The organism is Microlunatus kandeliicorticis, from assembly GCF_014137855.1.
In the GTDB taxonomy this organism is placed as follows: Bacteria; Actinomycetota; Actinomycetes; order Propionibacteriales; family Propionibacteriaceae; genus Microlunatus; species Microlunatus kandeliicorticis.
Window position 1 is genome coordinate 652,073 of sequence record NZ_JACGWT010000003.1, and the last position, 16,574, is coordinate 668,646.

The 16,574-nt window shown below is 73.3% G+C and carries 13 protein-coding genes; 10 read left to right on the forward strand and 3 right to left on the reverse strand.

Annotation, left to right across the window (positions count from 1 at the left end; translation table 11 throughout):
* Entirely contained in the window at window positions 1-1,002 is a 1,002-nt protein-coding gene (locus FHX74_RS12115) for a LacI family DNA-binding transcriptional regulator (protein ID WP_182560354.1), read from the reverse strand.
* A gap of 94 nt (window positions 1,003-1,096) precedes the next feature.
* Between FHX74_RS12115 and uidA the strand changes: the two genes are divergently transcribed.
* The 10 genes from uidA (at window position 1,097) to FHX74_RS12165 (ending at window position 15,035) form a co-directional block, all read left to right on the forward strand.
* Complete coding sequence (gene uidA, locus FHX74_RS12120; RefSeq protein WP_182560498.1) at window positions 1,097-2,905, forward strand: beta-glucuronidase; 1,809 nt, start codon at window positions 1,097-1,099, stop codon at window positions 2,903-2,905.
* 40 nt (window positions 2,906-2,945) lie between these two features.
* Complete coding sequence (locus FHX74_RS12125) at window positions 2,946-3,590, forward strand: trimeric intracellular cation channel family protein (protein WP_182560355.1); 645 nt, start codon at window positions 2,946-2,948, stop codon at window positions 3,588-3,590.
* 131 nt (window positions 3,591-3,721) lie between these two features.
* The gene (locus FHX74_RS12130; RefSeq protein WP_182560356.1) at window positions 3,722-5,896 is read left to right on the forward strand and encodes an ArnT family glycosyltransferase; all 2,175 of its coding nucleotides are present in this window, start codon (window positions 3,722-3,724) and stop codon (window positions 5,894-5,896) included.
* A 138-nt stretch (window positions 5,897-6,034) separates the two neighbouring features.
* A complete protein-coding gene (locus FHX74_RS12135; RefSeq protein WP_182560357.1) occupies window positions 6,035-7,885 on the forward strand; it encodes a family 43 glycosylhydrolase in 1,851 nt (616 codons plus the stop codon).
* A gap of 61 nt (window positions 7,886-7,946) precedes the next feature.
* Window positions 7,947-9,344, forward strand: coding sequence for an L-serine ammonia-lyase (locus FHX74_RS12140; RefSeq protein WP_182560358.1), 1,398 nt, complete (start codon window positions 7,947-7,949; stop codon window positions 9,342-9,344).
* Between the two features lie 127 nt (window positions 9,345-9,471).
* Window positions 9,472-10,563 (forward strand): ABC transporter ATP-binding protein, encoded by a 1,092-nt coding sequence (locus tag FHX74_RS12145; RefSeq protein WP_182560359.1) that lies wholly within the window; start codon window positions 9,472-9,474, stop codon window positions 10,561-10,563.
* An 88-nt stretch (window positions 10,564-10,651) separates the two neighbouring features.
* On the forward strand, window positions 10,652-12,028 hold the full coding sequence (locus FHX74_RS12150) for a DUF4032 domain-containing protein (RefSeq protein WP_182560360.1): 1,377 nt from the start codon (window positions 10,652-10,654) through the stop codon (window positions 12,026-12,028).
* 67 nt (window positions 12,029-12,095) lie between these two features.
* Window positions 12,096-13,040, forward strand: a complete 945-nt coding sequence (locus tag FHX74_RS12155) for a beta-ketoacyl-ACP synthase III (RefSeq protein ID WP_182560361.1) — start codon at window positions 12,096-12,098, stop codon at window positions 13,038-13,040.
* Between the two features lie 160 nt (window positions 13,041-13,200).
* On the forward strand, window positions 13,201-14,004 hold the full coding sequence (locus FHX74_RS12160; RefSeq protein ID WP_182560362.1) for an LLM class F420-dependent oxidoreductase: 804 nt from the start codon (window positions 13,201-13,203) through the stop codon (window positions 14,002-14,004).
* A gap of 23 nt (window positions 14,005-14,027) precedes the next feature.
* Window positions 14,028-15,035 (forward strand): DMT family transporter, encoded by a 1,008-nt coding sequence (locus FHX74_RS12165; protein ID WP_182560363.1) that lies wholly within the window; start codon window positions 14,028-14,030, stop codon window positions 15,033-15,035.
* On the opposite strand, the gene FHX74_RS12170 is transcribed toward FHX74_RS12165, so the two are convergent.
* Both FHX74_RS12170 and FHX74_RS12175 read right to left on the reverse strand, forming a co-directional pair.
* Window positions 14,920-16,143 (reverse strand): anhydro-N-acetylmuramic acid kinase, encoded by a 1,224-nt coding sequence (locus tag FHX74_RS12170; protein ID WP_182560364.1) that lies wholly within the window; start codon window positions 16,141-16,143, stop codon window positions 14,920-14,922. The genes FHX74_RS12165 and FHX74_RS12170 overlap by 116 nt on opposite strands.
* A 108-nt stretch (window positions 16,144-16,251) precedes the next feature.
* Window positions 16,252-16,530 carry a Fe-S cluster assembly protein HesB gene (locus tag FHX74_RS12175; RefSeq protein ID WP_182560365.1) on the reverse strand — a complete coding sequence of 93 codons (279 nt, stop codon included), beginning with the start codon at window positions 16,528-16,530 and terminating at the stop codon, window positions 16,252-16,254.
* Window positions 16,531-16,574 lie beyond the last annotated feature (44 nt).

Consider the following 16,574-nt stretch of genomic DNA (forward strand, 5'->3'; position numbering starts at 1 on the left):
TCAGCGCGGGCTGGGTCCGGTGGAGTCGCGCAGCACCAGCCTCGCCGGCAGCAGCACCGGCTCGGCCCGCGCGTCGTCGGGGGCGGCGCCGCGTCGCCGGACCAGCGCGGCGATCGCGGTCGACCCGATGCTGACCAGCGGCGCGGCGATGGTGGTCAGTCCGGGCTCGACCAGTCCGGCGTCGACGATGTTGTCGAAGCCGATCACGCTGACGTCGTCGGGCACCCGGCACCCGGCCGCCTGCACCGCCTGCACGAACCCGATGGCCATCAGGTCGTTGTAGCTGATCACCGCGGTGCTCCTTCGGGTCAGCCAGGTCTCCGCGGCCTGCGCCCCGCCCCGGATGGTCGGCGGGTACGGGCCGAGCCGGCGGACGTGCAGCGCGAGCTCGTCGCCGGCCTCCTTGAGCCCCCGCCAGCGCATCCCGTCGGCGAACGACGCCTCCGGACCGGCCAGGTAGCAGACGGACCGGTGACCGAGCCCGGCCAGGTGCTCGGCCGCCTTCTTGATCGCCTGGACGTTGTCGCTGACCACCGAGGCCACCTCGGCCACCGTCCGGTTGAGCACCACCACCGGTCGGCGCTTGACCAGCGCGCGGATCGCGGTGTCGGGCAGCCGCGAGGAGCTGAGGATGAAGCCGTCGACGGTGGCGGCCAGCCGCTCGACCGCCCGGCGCTCGGCCTGCTGCGACTCCTGGGTCTCCACGATGGCCAGCGTCAGCCCGTGCTCGGCCGCCTCCCGGTCGGCGCCACGGATCATCCCGACGAAGACCGGGTTGGCGATGTCGGCGACGATCAGCGCCACCACCCCGGTGCCGCGGGTCGGCACCACGGTCTCCATCCGCCCGGTCCGGTAGCCCAGCTCCTCGGCCACCCGCCGGACCTTCTCGGCCGTCCGGAAGCTGACCCGTCCGGGCTTGGCCAGCGCGCGCGAGACGGTCGAGGGCGCCACCCCGGCCGCCCGGGCGACGTCGTAGATCGTCGGCCCCTGGTCCTCGCTCATCTCGCCTCCCGGAGCTCAGCAACTTACGACAACAACTCGCGCCCGGCGGGTCACGGGTGGCTCAATGGCCACCCGGACCGACCAGGAGGAGCCGATCATGCTGCGTCCGCAGGACACGAGCACCCGGGAGCGGAAGAACCTCGACGGTCTCTGGCGGTTCGCGCTCGACGGCGACCGCCGCGGCCGCGACGCCGGCTGGTTCGCCCGCCGGCTGGACACCGACCGCGAGCTGGCGGTTCCCGCCAGCTACAACGACCTGACCGCCGAGGCCGAGGTCCATGATCACGTCGGACCCGTCTGGTACCAGCGCGAGGTCTGGGTCCCGGCCGGCTGGGCGGGACGGCGGGTGGTGCTGCACCTCGAGTCGGCCACCCACCGGGCCACCGTCTGGGTGGGCGATGCCGAGGTGGTCTCGCACGAGGGCGGGTACACGCCGTTCGAGGCCGACGTCACCGCGCACGTCACCCCTGGACAGCCGGTGCGGATCAGCGTCGAGGTCGACAACACCCTGACCTTCCGGTCGATCCCCCCGGGCGAGGTCGAACAGACCGCGCACGGCCCGCGGCAGCGCTACTGGCACGACTTCTTCAACTACGCCGGGCTGCACCGCTCGGTCTGGCTCTACGCGACCGACCCGGCCCACCTCACCGACGTCACCGTGACCACCGGGTTCGCCGGCACCGACGGCCACGTCGACTACCGGGTGGGCTGGGAGTCCGGGCCGGCCGACGGTGCGCCCGACGGAACCGGCGGAGCCGACCCGGACGTCGCGGTGGTGCTCCGCGACGCCGACGGCGCCGAGGTGGCCACCGGCCGCGGCGCCACCGGCCGGCTGACCGTCCCCGACGTCCACCTGTGGGCGCCCGGCGACGGCTACCTCTACGACCTCGAGCTCCAGCTGGTCCGCGACGGCACCGTGCTCGACAGCTACCACCAGAGCGTCGGCGTCCGGACGGTGCGGGTGGACGGCGCCCGGTTCCTGATCAACGAGCAGCCGTTCTACTTCACCGGCTTCGGCAAGCACGAGGACCTCGCGGTGCTCGGCAAGGGGCACAGCCCGGCCCACCTGGTGCACGACGTCGCGCTGCTCGAGTGGATCGGCGCCAACTCGTTCCGCACCTCGCACTACCCCTACAGCGAGGACGTGCTCGACTACGCCGACCGGCGCGGGCTGGTGCTGATCGACGAGACCGCGGCGGTCGGGCTCAACCTCGGCATGTTCGGCCGGCGGGACCAGCCGACGTTCTCGCCCGACACGATCGACGATCAGACCCGCGAGGTGCACGCCCAGGCGATCCGCGAGCTGGTCGCGCGCGACCGGAACCACCCGTGCGTCGTGCTGTGGAGCATCGCCAACGAGCCCGAGTCGCGGACCGCGGAGGCGGAGGCGTACTTCCGGCCGCTGTTCGACGTGGCCCGCGAGGCCGACCCGACCCGGCCGGTGGGCTTCGTCAACGTCGGGCTCGCGCCGCACGGGCAGTGCCGGGTCTCGCAGTTCTGCGACGTGATCATGCTCAACCGCTACTACGGCTGGTACAGCTACACCGGCGACCTGGCCGCCGCCGAGGACGCCTGGGAGGCCGAGCTGCGCGACTGGGCCGGCGAGGGCAAGCCGATCATCGTCACCGAGTACGGCGCCGACACCTACCCCGGCCTGCACGCCACCACCCCCACGCCGTGGACCGAGGAGTACCAGGTCGCCTATCTCGACATGAACCACCGGGTGTTCGACCGGATCGCCGAGGTGGTCGGCGAGCAGGTGTGGAACTTCGCCGACTTCGCCACTACCCCGGGGATCATCCGGGTCGGCGGCAACAAGAAGGGCGTGTTCACCCGCGACCGGCAGCCCAAGGCGGCCGCGCACACCCTGCGCGCCCGCTGGCGCGGCCGGGTCGCCGGCTGAGGGGTCGCGCCGGAGGTCGGCGGTGCGGTAGACCCGGTGCGTGTTCTCCTCGCCGGTCCTGTTGCTGGTGCTCGACCTGCTCGGCACGTTCGCCTTCGCGCTCAACGGCGCGCTGACCGCCGTCCGGGCCGCCCGGCTCGACGTGGTCGGGGTGGTGGCGCTGGGCTCGGTCACCGCGCTCGGCGGCGGCATCATCCGCGACGTGCTGCTCGGCACCCTGCCGCCGCTCACGTTCTCCGACTGGCGCTATCTCGCGGTCGCGGCGGGTGGCGCCCTGGTCGCCTTCCTGTTCAGCCGGGCGCTGACCCGGCTGAACCGGCCGATCGTGGTCCTCGACGCGGCCGGGCTGGCGCTCTTCGCGGTGACCGGGGCCGGCCGGGCGCTCGACCACGGGGTGGGCCCGGCGCAGGCGGTGCTGCTCGGGACGATCACCGCGGTCGGCGGCGGGACGATCCGCGACCTGCTGATCCAGCGGCTGCCCAGCGTGCTGAGCAGCGGGCTGTACGCGATCCCGGCCATGCTCGGCGCCGCGGTCGTCGTGGTCGCCGCGAGCGCGGGCGTCGGGGCGGTGCTCGGCGTGCCGGTCGCGGTCGGGGCCGCCGGGCTGGTGTTCGCCGTCCGGATCATCGGGCTGCGGTTCCGGCTCGACGCGCCGCGACCGCCGGGCGCCTCGCGCAGCTCGTGACCTGGGCCGCTTGATCGTGATCATGATCAACACCGCGTCCGCTGACCGGTCGCCGCACTCACAGAGACCCCACAGTCCGGGCACGGCGCCGGACCCGGCCCGGCACAGCGACTCCGTCGAGGCTGAACCGCATGTCCGAGACCACACTCCGCGCGGGACGCCGTCCGTCGGCGCCGTCACCGTCCGACCCGGGTGCCGCGCGCGCGGTCCCGGCCACCACGACCGACCGCGAGCACGCCGTCGGCCTCGCCCCTGCTCCGGGCGTCGACCATGATCATCACTCGGTCTTCGGGCGGACCGGCCGGCTGCGCCGGCTCTGGCGCGGCGCCGAGGACCAACCGGCCTGGGCCCGCCCGGCACTCTGGCTGCTGCTGGCGGCCACCGCCGCCCTCTACCTGATCGACCTGACCAGCTCCGGCTACGCCAACGAGTTCTACGCCGCCGCGGTGAAGTCGGGCACCGAGTCGTGGAAGGCCTGGCTGTTCGGCTCGCTCGACTCCGGCAACGCGATCACGGTCGACAAACCACCGGGCGCGCTCTGGCTGATGGTGCTGTCGGCCCGCCTGTTCGGCTTCTCCTCCTTCTCGCTGCTGCTGCCCCAGGCCCTGCTCGGCGTCGGGACGGTCGCCCTCGTCCACGCCGGGGTGAAGCGCTGGTACGGCGCCTCCGCTGCGCTCGTCGCCGGGCTCTGCGTCGCCGTGACCCCGGTCGCGGCGCTGATGTTCCGGTTCGACAACCCGGACGCGATGCTGGTGTTCCTGATGACCGCCGCCGCCTACGCGGTCATCCGAGCGGTCGACGCGGCCCGGCTCCGGGCCGACGGGCTGGGCCGCGCCAGGGCCGCCCACCTCTGGATGGCGCTGGCCGGCGCGGCGATCGGCTTCGGGTTCCTCACCAAGATGGGTCAGGCGCTGCTGGTGCTGCCCGGGCTGGTGCTGGTCGTCCTGATCTGCTCGCGCGCTCGGCTCGTGACACGACTGCTGCACCTGCTGACCGCCCTGGTGACCATGATCGTCTCCGCCGGCTGGTTCATCGTGCTGGTCGAGCTCTGGCCGAGCGCGGCCCGGCCCTACATCGGCGGCTCGACCAACAACTCGCTCTGGGAGCTGGCCGTCGGCTACAACGGGCTGGGCCGGTTGCTCGGTGGCAGCGGCAACGGCGGTGGGGGCATGGGCGGCGGCCAGAACGCCTCGTTCGGCGGCACCGCCGGGCTGACCCGGATGTTCAACAGCGCCTTCGGCACCGAGATCTCCTGGCTGCTCCCGGCCGCGCTGCTCGGGATCGTGGCGCTCGCGGTGATCACCCGCCGCGAACCGCGCACCGGGACCGGTCGGGCCGGCGTCGTGCTCTGGGGTGGCTGGCTGGTGGTCACCGCCCTGGTGTTCTCCTTCATGTCCGGCACCATCCACCCCTACTACGCGGTCGCCCTGGTGCCCGCGATCGGTGCCCTGGTAGGAATCGCGACCACCCGGCTGTGGTCGCTCCGCGGGGACCACCTGGCCCGCGGCGTGCTGGCGGTGACGATCACCGGGACGGCCACCTGGGGCAGCTACCTGATGCTCACCCGGGCCACCGGTTGGCTGACCGGGCTGGCGTGGGCGGCGATGGTCGGCGGTCTGCTCGGCGGTGTGCTGCTGGCTCTCGGTGCCGGGCGGCTCCGCAAGCTCGCCGTCGCCGGGATCATGATCGGCGCGCTGTCCGCGCTGGCCGGCACCACCGCGTTCACCCTGGCCACCGCGGCCAGCGGGCACAACGGGTCGATCCCGACCTCCGGCCCGGCGGTCGTCTCGGCGAGCAGCGGGATGGGCGGCGGGATGGGCGGCGGTTTCGGCGGCGGCCCCGGAGGCCAGCCGCCCGGCCGGACCGGCACCACCCAGGGCTCCACCAGCGGCACCGGCTCCAGCAGCGGCACCGGCTCGACCGGCCAGACCCGGGGTGGGACGGCGGGCGACTCGGCCAGCAGCAGCGAACTGGTGGCCCTGCTGGACGCGACCAGCACCCGCTGGTCGGCGGCCGTCGTCGGCGACCAGAGCGCCGCCGGCTACATCCTGTCCACCGACACCGCGGTGATGGCCGTCGGCGGCTGGAGCGGCAGCGACGACGCCCCCACCCTCGCGCAGTTCCAGCAGTACGTGCAGCAGGGGAAGATCAGCTACTTCATCGCCAGTGGCCAGGGCGGCGGGGGCATGGGTGGCGGCCCTGGCGGGAACACCGACACCTCGGCCAGCCAGATCACCAGCTGGGTCGAGGCGCACTACACCGCGAAGACCGTGGGCGGGGTGACCGTCTACGACCTGACCAGCTGACCCCGCACCGATTCACTCGCCCCGACCCGGCCCGGCCGTCCTCCCGACGGCCGGGCCCCGGCGTCCTCCCCTCCGACCGGATCCGGCGCCGCGGGCAAGGGTTTACAACGTTGAAGGCCTGTGGTGAGAATCTGACCCATGGTGCGTCGACGTCGACTCCTGCCCGTGCTGCTGGCCGCGTTCGCCCTGGCGGGCCCGCTGGCGGCGAGCCCGACGGTCTCCACCGCGGCCGGGCCCCCGTCAGGCGCGAGCACCAGGACGCAGGTCACCCCGAGCGCCCGCCCGGCCGTCCGACCCCCGACCTACCGCAATCCGCTCGACGTGGTCTTCGACGGCGCCCGCGCCGCCAGCTGCGCCGACCCGGACGTGGTCCGCGATCCGGCCGGTGGCTGGTGGTACCTCTACTGCACCTCCGACGCGCTCACCAGCGTCAAGGACGCGAACGGAGACCTGACCACCCACCTGCTCCCGACCTACCGGTCCCGCGACCTCATCCACTGGACCTATCAGGGCGACGCGGTCAGCAGCCGGCCCGCGTGGGTGAAGAGCGACGCCGGGATGTGGGCACCGGACGTCGTCCACCGGAACGGCCGCTGGTACCTCTACTACGCCGTCCCGGACACGAACCTCCCCGGCGGCGGGTCGGCCATCGGCGTCCTCACCGGCCCCGGTCCCACCGGCCCGTGGACCGACGCCGGCGCGCCGGTGGTGCCGCCGGCCGACCAGGCCGGTCAGCCCGCCGGCACCAAGCGGTCGACCATCGACCCCGAGGTGATCGTCGTCGACGGGCGCCCGCTGATGTACTTCGGCAGCTACGGCGGCGGCCTCTTCGTCCGCCGGCTCGCCGCGGACGGGACCACCAGCGTCGCGGCCAGCGAGAAGCAGGTCGCGATCAGCGACCGCTACGAGGGTTCCTGGATCATCAAGCGGAACGGCTGGTACTACCTGCTCGCCTCGGCGACCAACTGCTGCAACGGGCCGCTGACCGGCTACACCGTCTTCGCCGCCCGCAGCCGCAGCCCGTTCGGACCTTTCCGCGACCAGCACGGCCGGTCGATCCTGGCCAGCCGGGTGGGCGGCAGCGTCGTGCTCGCCCAGAACGGCAACCGCTGGGTCGGCCCCGGGCACGTCACCGGCCTCACCGACTTCTCCGGCCAGTCCTGGCTGATCTACCACGCGGTCGACCGCCACGACCCTTACTACGCGGGCGTCCCCGGCTACACGAAGCGCCCGGCGCTGATGGACCCGCTCGACTGGCGCGCCGGCTGGCCGGTGGTCCGCGGCGGCGCCGGCCCGTCCGACCGGGTGATGCCCGGCCCGGCCGCCCAGCCGGGCGAGCGGACCGCCTACCGCCCCCGTTTCGTCCGGTACCCGGTCCCCGGCCGGACCCTCGCGTCCGACGGCTTCAACGGCCGGGTGCTGTCCTCGGCCTGGACCTGGGTGCGACCGCCGGCCGCCGACACGTACAGGGTCGGCGGCGGCCGGCTCACCTGGCAGACCCAGGCCGACGACATCCACCCGCCGAACACCCCGCTGGCCTCGGTGCTCACCCGACCCGCGCCGCGCGGGCGCTACGTGGTCCAGGCCACGGTGCGCACCAGCGTCCCCGGCGACGGGTCGGCCCACGACTACGTCCAGGGCGGGTTGCTGCTCTACGGCGGCGACGGCGACTACGTGAAGCTGACGGTCAGCTCGATCGGCGCCACCCGGCAGACCGAGTTCGGCCGCGAGCTCTCCCCGCACCCCGACGGCTACCCCGACTACGGCAACGCGGTGGTCGGACCGGTCGGCGACGGCTGGACCTGGCTGAGGGTGTTCGTCGACGGCGACCGCTACACCGCGGCGACCAGCATCGACGGCCGGCACTGGGACCACGGCGCCACCTGGGTGGCCGACCTGGGCAGCGACCCGCGGATCGGGCTGGTCTCGATGGGTGGCGCCGGGTTCACGACCAGCGTCGACGCGGTCCGGATCAGCCGGGTCCGCTGAAGCCAGGCGAGCAGGACACCGGAGAGGCACCGCGGCCGGTCGACGGGAGGACACTGGACGGGTGAGCGTCAGCGTGTTCGACCTGTTCAGCATCGGCATCGGACCGTCGAGCTCGCACACCGTCGGCCCGATGCGCGCGGCCGGCCGGTTCGCCGCCGAGCTCGGCACCCGGGGCCTGCTCGACCGGGTGGTCCGGGTCCGGGCCGAGCTCTTCGGCTCGCTCGGGGCGACCGGCCACGGTCACGGCAGCGAGGACGCCGTGCTGCTCGGGCTCGAGGGCGAGGACTGCGAGACCGTCGACACCGACCTCGGTCCGGTCCGGGCCCAGCTGGTCCGCGACACCGGTCGGCTGCGGCTGGCCGGCCGGCACGAGCTCGGCTTCGACGTCGACACCGACCTGGTGCTGCACCGGCGCCGCGCCCTCCCCGGCCACCCCAACGGGATGGTCTTCGCCACCTGGCTCGACGACGACGACCCGGCCGGTGAGCCGTCAGTGGCCCGCACCTACTACTCGGTGGGCGGCGGGTTCGTGCTCGGCGACGACGGCACCGGCCGGCCGGCGCTGGCCCCGGACCCGACCGTGGTGCCGTTCCCGTTCCGTTCCTCGGCCGAGCTGCTGGCCCACTGCGACCGCGAGGGCCGCTCGATCAGCGCGATCATGATGGCCAACGAGACCGCGCGACGACCCGAGCGCGAGGTGCGGTCGGGGCTGCTGCGGATCTGGCAGGTGATGGTCGACTGCGTCCACCACGGCTGCACCACCCCGGGCACGCTGCCCGGTGGGCTCAAGGTCCGCCGCCGCGCCGCCGAGCTCAACCGGTCCCTGCTGGCCGAGCGGAGCCGGTTCGCGCACCTCACCGACCCGCTGGCCGCGATGGACTGGGTGACCCTGTGGGCGCTCGCCGTCAACGAGGAGAACGCCTCCGGTGGCCGGGTGGTCACCGCCCCGACCAACGGCGCGGCCGGGATCATCCCCGCGGTGCTGCACTACGCGGTCAACCTGGTGCCCGGCACCGGCGAGGACGAGATCGTCGAGTTCCTGCTCACCGCCGGCGCCATCGGCGCGGTCTACCAGCAGACCGGGTCGATCTCGGGCGCCCAGGTCGGTTGCCAGGGTGAGGTCGGGACGGCCTGCTCGATGGCCGCCGCCGCGCTCGCCGAGGTGCTCGGCGGCACCCCGCGGCAGGTCGAGAACGCCGCCGAGATCGGCATGGAGCACCACCTGGGGCTGACCTGCGACCCGGTCGGCGGTCTGGTCCAGATCCCCTGCATCGAGCGGAACGCGATCGGCTCGGTCAAGGCCATCACCGCGGCCCGGCTGGCCCTGCGCGGCGACGGCGAGCACACCGTCAGCCTCGACCAGGTCATCAAGACCATGATGGAGACCGGCGCCGACATGAAGATCAAGTACAAGGAGACCTCGCGCGGCGGGCTGGCGGTCAACATCGTCGAGTGCTGACCGCGGCGCGTTCGCTGCAGTTCGGCAACGTTCGTTGCGGGGGCGGGTGTGGTCTGGAACACTCGGCCGGAGTACCTATCCACTACGGATCGTCGGGCACGTACCTGCCCGTGGAAGGAAGTGCGGCATGGCTGCCGTTTCGTTCGTCGACGCCACTCGGGTCTACCCGGGGGCCGACCACCCGTCCGTCGACAAGCTGAGCCTCGAGATCGGCGACGGGGAGTTCATGGTCCTGGTCGGACCGTCCGGCTGTGGCAAGTCCACCTCGCTCCGGATGCTGGCCGGCCTCGAGGAGGTGAACTCGGGCGCCATCCACATCGGCGACCGTGACGTCACCGACCTCCCGCCGAAGGACCGGGACATCGCGATGGTGTTCCAGAACTACGCGCTCTACCCGCACATGACGGTGGGCGACAACATGGGCTTCGCGCTGAAGATGGCGAACGTGCCGAAGGCCGAGCGCCAGCAGCGCGTGATGGAGGCCGCCAAGCTGCTCGGCCTCGAGGACTTCCTCAACCGCAAGCCGAAGGCCCTCTCCGGTGGTCAGCGTCAGCGCGTCGCCATGGGCCGCGCGATCGTCCGTCAGCCGCAGGTCTTCCTGATGGACGAGCCGCTGTCGAACCTCGACGCCAAGCTCCGGGTCTCCACCCGCACCCAGATCGGCGCCCTGCAGGCCCGGCTCGGGGTCACCACCGTCTACGTCACCCACGACCAGGTCGAGGCCATGACCATGGGCGACCGGGTCGCCGTCATGCGCGACGGCCTGCTCCAGCAGGTCGACACCCCGCTGGCCCTCTACGACCACCCGGAGAACCTGTTCGTCGCCGGCTTCATCGGTTCGCCGGCCATGAACCTGATCCCGGGCGAGGCCGCCGAGGGTGGCATCAAGGTCGGCGACTACGTCGTCCCGGTCGAGCGCGAGCGGCTGGCCCGCGCCGGTGACAAGGAGCTGACCCTGGGCGTCCGTCCGGAGAACCTCGACGTCACCGACGGCGAGGGCATCGGCATCGACGTCGCGGTGGTCGAGGAGCTCGGCGCCGACGCCTACCTGTACGGCACCCTGGCCGGTCTGAGCGAGGACGAGCGGATCACCGCCGCCCAGTACGTCGCCCGGATCTCGTCGCGGCGCCCGCCGTCGCGGGGCGAGCGGGTCCGGCTGACCGCCGACCCCGAGCACCTGCACATCTTCAACACCAAGACCGGCGCCCGGATCGACTGATCCCGGCTCCGGCCCGTCCGGAACACCGCCCCGAGGGGCTCCCGCTGCGTTGGGGGCCCCTCGCGGCGTTCGGTGCCAAGATGGTGCGGTGCCTCGCTTCGTCTCGGCCCGCACCGACTCGCGGCTGATCGTGCTGCCCTGGCCGGTGCCGCTCGAGGACTGGCCGACCGACAACCTGGTCGCGCTGCCCCGCGGCATCTCGCGGCACGTCGTCCGGTTCGTCCGGGTCGGCAGCGATATCTACGCGGTCAAGGAGGTGCTCGAGCACCTGGCGCTGCACGAGTACCGGCTGCTCCGCGACCTCACCCGGCTCGACGTCCCGTCGGTCGAGCCGGTCGGGGTGGTCACCGAGCGGTTCGATCCCGACGGCGTCCCGCTCGACCCGGTGCTGGTCACCAAGCACCTGCAGTTCTCGCTGCCCTACCGCTCGCTGTTCCACCGCGGCGTCCGCCGCGACACGGTCAACCGGTTGGTCGACGCGATGGTGGTGCTGCTGGCCCGGCTGCACCTGATCGGCTTCCTCTGGGGCGACGTGTCGCTGTCCAACACGCTGTTCCGCCGCGACGCCGGCAGCTTCGCGGCCTACCTGGTCGACGCCGAGACCGGTGAGCTGCACGACGAGCTGACCACCGGTCAGCGCGAGCACGACCTGCAGATCGCCCGGACCAACCTGTTCGGCGAGTTCTGCGACCTCGAGGCCGGCGGGCTGCTGGACGCGGCTCTCGACCCGCAGACCCTGGTCGAGACGATCGAGAACCGCTACCGCGAGCTGTGGGCCGAGCTGACCGAGGTCGAGGAGTTCGACGGGTCGGAGATGCACCGGATCGAGAGCCGGGTCCGCCGGCTCAACGCCCTCGGGTTCGACGTGGCCGAGCTCGACATCGTCACCGACTTCGGTGGCTCGACCATCCGGATCCAGCCCAAGGTCGTCGACGCCGGCCACCACTCGCGCCGGCTGCTCCGGCTGACCGGGCTCGACACCGAGGAGAACCAGGCCCGCCGGCTGCTCAACGACCTCGACTACTTCCGGGCCCGGACCGACCAGCAGAACGCCGACGAGGCGGTGGTCGCCCACCAGTGGCTGACCCAGCGGTTCGAGCCGGTGATCACCACCATCCCGGACGACCTGCGCGGCAAGCTCGAGCCGGCCGAGCTGTACCACGAGATCCTCGAGCACCGCTGGTTCATGAGCGAGGCGGCCGGCCGCGAGGTGGACATCGTCAAGGCCGCCGAGGACTACGTGGCCACCGTGCTGCGGACGCTGCCGGACGAGGCGGTGGCCGTCACCGACAACGAGTCGATGGAGCTGGCCAACCCGTTCGACCCGTCGCAGGGGTTCGTCGACGACGACTGGGAGAAGCCCTACGACCCCTGGGAGGACGGCGTCGAGGAGACCCCCGACGACGCCCCGGTGCGCGGCGACTTCCTCGACATCGAGGCGCTGCGGCGCAAGGCCCGGGGCTGACCGGACGACGTCCCGCTCACAGCCGCACCGTGGGATCGGGAGGGCCTCTGGTGGGATACTCGCGGCCATGACCGGTTCACGTCTCGTCGCCGTCGGCCACTTCCAGCCTGCTCGCGTGGTGCCGAACTCCGAGCTCGAGTCGATGGTCGACACCAACGACGAGTGGATCCAGCGCCGGGTCGGGATCCGCGAGCGCCGCTGGGCCGGACCGGACGAGACCGTCGACGTGATGGCCACCAAGGCGGCCCAGGACGTGCTGGCCAAGGCGGGCGTCGAGGCCGCCGAGGTCGACATGGTGATCGTGGCCACCTGCAGCGCCCTGGACCGGTCGCCCAACATGGCCTCCCGGGTGGCGCTGGCGCTGGGGATGACCAACCACCCGGCCACCCTCGACATCAACACCGCCTGCTCGGGCTTCCCGCACGCGGTGGCCATCGCCCAGCACGCCATCGGGGCCGGTGCGGCCCGGACCGCCCTGGTCATCGGCGCCGAGAAGCTCAGCGACGTGACCGACTACACCGACCGCACCACCTGCGTGCTGACCGCCGACGGCGCGGGCGCGTTCCTGCTCACCGCCGACCCGGACGAGCACATCTCGCCGGTGCTGTGGGGCTGCGTCCCCGAGATGGGCGACGCGGTCCGGATCGAGCGGGCCGAGGGCGACAAGTTCGCCCAGAACGGCCGCGCGGTCTTCCGCTGGACCACCTACGAGCTGCCGCAGATCGCCCGGGACGTGCTCGACCGGGCCAAGGTGGCCCCCGAGAACCTGGCCGCGATCGTGCTGCACCAGGCCAACCTGCGGATCATCGAGCCGCTGGCCCGCCAGATCGGCGCGGTCAACGCCCGGGTCGCCACCGACGTCGTCGAGTCGGGCAACACCTCGGCCGCGTCGATCCCGCTGGCCCTGTCCAAGATGCTCGAGAAGGAACCGCTGCCCTCGGGCGCCCCGATCCTGCTGTTCGCCTTCGGCGGCGGGCTCGCCTACGCCGGCCAGGTCGTCCTCGCGCCCTGACCCACTTTGGGTTTGCTCGCGCACGCCGCGGTTGCCTGAGCGCCGACCCGACCACGGTTCCCCGAGCACCCACCCGGCCACGGTTCCCTGAGCGCCCACCCGGCCACGGTTCCCTGAGCCCGTCGAAGGGCCGCGGGACCCCGGGGGCATAGTGAGCCCCATGAGTGCATCGACCCCATCCACCCGGCCGTTCCGGGTCGGCGTCCAGCTCCAGCCGCAGCACGCCAGCTACGCCGACCTCCGCCGTGCCGTCGACCGCGCCGAGGAGGCCGGGGTCGACATCGTCTTCAACTGGGACCACTTCTATCCGCTCTCCGGGCCCGAGGACGGGCCCAACTTCGAGTGCTGGTCGATGCTGGCCGCCTGGGCCGAGCAGACCAGCCGGGTCGAGGTCAGCGCGCTGGTGACCTGCAACAGCTACCGCAACCCCGACCTGCTGGCCGACATGGCGCGCACCGTCGACCACATCAGCGACGGGCGGCTGATCCTGGCCATCGGCGCCGGGTGGTTCCAGAAGGACTACGACAGCTACGGCTACGAGTTCGGCACCGCCGGGCGGCGGATCGACGCGCTCGGCGAGGCGCTGCCCCGGATCGTCTCCCGCTGGGAGCAGCTCAACCCGGCCCCGACCCGGAAGATCCCGGTCATGATCGGCGGTGGCGGCGAGAAGAAGACCCTCCCGCTGGTGGCCCGGTACGCCGACATCTGGCACGGCTTCGGTGACCTCGACACGCTGAGCCGGAAGAACGGCATCCTCGACGGCTACTGCGGTGAGCTCGGTCGCGACCCGCACGAGATCGAGCGCTCCACCGCGGTCCAGGCCTCGCCCGACGAGCTCGGCGACGGCCTGCGCGAGCTCGGCGTCACCTTGGTCACCACCGACTGCGACGGCCGGTCGGGATACGACCTCGGCTTGACCAAGGAGTGGATCGCCTACCGCGACGAGGTCAACGGGCGCGGCTGAGCCACCAGCACGGGGACGAAGCCGTGAACCACACCGGAGCCGGCCGGGCCGATCCGCGGCCGGTGCTGGCCGTCGTCGTGGTGCTGCTGCTCTGGGCCTCGGCGTTCATCGGCATCCGGGCGGTCGCCGGACAGCTGTCCCCGGGGCCGCTGGCGCTGGGCCGGCTGGCGGTGGCCGCGGCGGTGCTCAGCCTGCTGGTCGGCCGGGAGCGGCTGCGCGGCCGACGCCTCCCGCTCCCCCGTGGCCGCGGCTGGTGGCCCGTGCTCGGCTACGGCGTGCTCTGGTTCGCCGGCTACACCGTCGTGCTCAACGCCGCCGAACACCACCTCGACGCCGGCACCGCGGCGCTGCTGGTCAACGTCGGTCCGCTGCTGGTGGCGATGGCGGCCGGCCTGCTGTTCGGCGAGGGCTTCCCGCGACCGCTGGTGATCGGGATGCTGGTGGCCTTCGCCGGGGTGCTGGTGATCGCGCTCGGCGGCGTCGGCGCGCACAGCGACGGGCTCGGCATCGTCCTGGGGCTGGTGACCGCAGTGCTCTACGCCGGGGGCGTGCTCACCCAGAAGGTCGCGCTGGCCCGGCCGGTGGCCGACGGCGGGACCGACGCGCTGACCGCGACCTGGCTCGGCGCGGTGATCGGCACCGTCGCGACGCTCCCCTTCGCACCGGCCGCGGTCGGTGAGTACGCCCGGGCCTCGACGGGCGCGGTGCTGGCCGTGGTCTACCTCGGCGTCTTCCCCACCGCCGTCGCCTTCACCCTCTGGGCCTACGCCCTGCGCCGGACCAGCGCCGGGCGGACCGCCACCTCGACCCTGGCGGTGCCGGCGATCGTGGTGCTGCTCTCCTGGCTGCTGCTGCACGAGGTGCCGACCGGCTGGGCCGTGGTCGGCGGGGTGCTCGCGCTCGGCGGGGTGGCGATCAGCCGGCGGCGCGGAGCCGCAGCGACCGCGGCGCCACCGGCGGCTCCCCTGCCCGAGACCCCTCTCGCGCCGCCGGGACCAGCAGCGCCGGTGCGCCCGGCCGACCGGGGGTGAGCGACCCGAGCACGCTGGCGTGGCGGGCCCCCGTGCAGGACGGGACGGTGCCGGGCAGCCCGTGCGCGGTGAGGAAGGCCAGCACCGCGAAGGCGTAGGCCTCCTTGTCCTGGGCACCCAGGCCGAGCTCGTCCGAGGTCCGCAGCGGCACCGTCCCCAGCCGGGCTCGCAGCTGCCGGACCAGCTCGGGGTTGCGCACCCCGCCGCCCGAGGCGATCACCTCGGTGGCGCCGTGGCGGTGCACGGCGTCGGCCACGGTCACCGTGGTGAACGCGGTCAGGGTGGCCAGCAGGTCCGGGTCGTCGACCGCCGGCAGCCCGGCCAGCGCGGCGTCGAGATAGCCCGCGTGGAACAGCTCCTTGCCGGTCGACTTCGGGGCCGGGCGGACGAAGTAGGGGTGGTCCAGCAGCCGGTCGAGCAGGTCGTCGCGGACCCGGCCGGCGGCGGCCAGCCGTCCGTCCACGTCGTGCCCGAGGCGGCCGCCGGTCACCCGGGACGCGGCCAGGTCGAGCAGGGCGTTCGCCGGACCGGTGTCGAAGGCCACCGGCGGCCCGCCCGGCCCGGTGCCGGCGTCGCCCGGGACGGTGACGTTGGCGATGCCGCCGAGGTTGAGCGCGACCGGCCGCCCGGGACGGCCGGCCAGCCAGAGCAGGTCGAGCACGCTGACCAGCGGCGCGCCCTGGCCGCCGGCGGCGACGTCGCGGGGGCGGAAGTCGGCGACCACGGGCAGCCCGGTGGCCTCGGCGATCCAGGCGGGCTGTCCGAGCTGGAGGGTGCCGGCCACCCGGTCGTCGCGGACCCAGTGGAAGAGCGTCTGGCCGTGGGAGCCGACCAGCTCGGCGTCGCCGCCGCAGAGCTCCTCGTCGGCCCGGACGGCGAGCGCGCCGAATGCCTGCCCGATCAGCGTGTCCAGCCGGCAGACGGTCTCGAGGTCGGTCGCCGCCGGCGGCAGCGCCCCGGCGATCGCGGCCCGCAGCTCGTCGTCGTAGGCCGCGCTGACCGATCCGAGCGGCGTCAGCTCCAGGACGTCGCCGTCGAGCCGCAAGTCGGCCGCGGCGGCGTCGATGCCGTCGTAGGAGGTCCCCGACATCAGCCCGATGACGATCACCGGCTCATCCTGCCCGCACCCGGTCCCGGAACGGACCGGCGCCCCGCCAGCGACCCCGGACGGGGTGCTGACGGGGCGCCGGGCGAGCTTGCGGGGCAGGTGCGCGGGTCAGGCCTGCTGCCCGAGCGCGAACGAGACGGCACCGTCGCCGCCGATGCTCGCGTCGAGCACCTTGTCCTCGAGCACCCCGGCCGCCGACTCGGCGACGTAGACCTTGGCGCCGTCGCGTTCGACCACCTGGTCGGCCGGCTCGGCGCCGTCCACCGCGGTGACCGACAGGTTGCCGTCCCCGGCGGTGTCGATCCGCAGTCCTCCGTCCGCGGTGCCCAGCTGGGCCTCGGTGATCTGGTTCACGACCGTGGCCGCTCCCTCGGTGAGGTCGAGCATGTTCGTCCTTCCGACGAGTGACAGGAGCCCTCCACCGTTCCCGC